The organism is Desulfurellaceae bacterium (genome assembly GCA_021296095.1).
Classification (GTDB): domain Bacteria; phylum Desulfobacterota; class Binatia; order Bin18; family Bin18; genus JAAXHF01.
Map to the genome: position 1 here is coordinate 1,987 of JAGWBB010000160.1, position 744 is coordinate 2,730.

A 744-nucleotide genomic window follows, 5' to 3' on the forward strand; every position below is an offset into this window, starting at 1 on the left:
GCCAGGTTGCACACGGCATCGGCAAATTCGAGCAGCAGCGGCTCCGGGCTGCTGGCCAGCTGGTTGTAGACGCCGCACAGACTGTTGGAGGCGTACAGCGTCAGCGTGCTGTCGTGGGGCTGAAAGCCGCGCTCGACGTGGAACGGCTGCCACGGCGTGTTGGCCTCGTCCTCGGCAAAACACAGGCTGTATTTGCCCGGGGTGCCCAGCGTGGCCCGGTCCAGCAGGCCGGGGCGGGTATTCAGGACGTTCATCATCACCAGCCTGAGCGCCCGGCCGATGGTGGCGTTGGGGCGGTGGCCGGGACCGAACAGGTTGTTGCCGGCATTGATGCCCAGGGCCGGCCCGAGCGGCCCGTTGACAATAATGGCCAGGGCCGAGCCGCCGGTGCTGGTGGCCGGGTTATGATAGGCGAAGTCCGGCTGACACAGGGCTTTGACCGCAGCCAGGACGAGCGGAAAGTAGTCCGGCAGACAGCCGGCCATGACCGCGTTGATGGCGACCTTGTCGGCCGGAATCCGGGCGTTGCGTTCGGGGATGGTGCCGATGATGGCGTCCGCGTCGAGCTTGCCGGCCGCCAGCATGGCCCCGACCGAGTCTTCGCTGGGCGGGACGAGGGGCAGGCCGTCGCTCCAGCCCTGGCGATAATAAAACTCGATCCAGGCCGCCGCCTCGGCCGGGTCGGACAAGGGCGGCGCGTGTGTCTCGGACGGGAGTTCAGCCATCGCCGTCCTCCTTTTTGGG

1 protein-coding gene is annotated in these 744 nt (G+C 67.7%); it reads right to left on the reverse strand.

Annotated features, from left to right (window positions below; translation table 11 throughout):
- Positions 1-725: hypothetical protein (locus tag J4F42_22070; GenBank protein ID MCE2488210.1), on the reverse strand; the 725-nt coding region annotated here is incomplete at its 3' end.
- Positions 726-744: the final 19 nt, after the last annotated feature.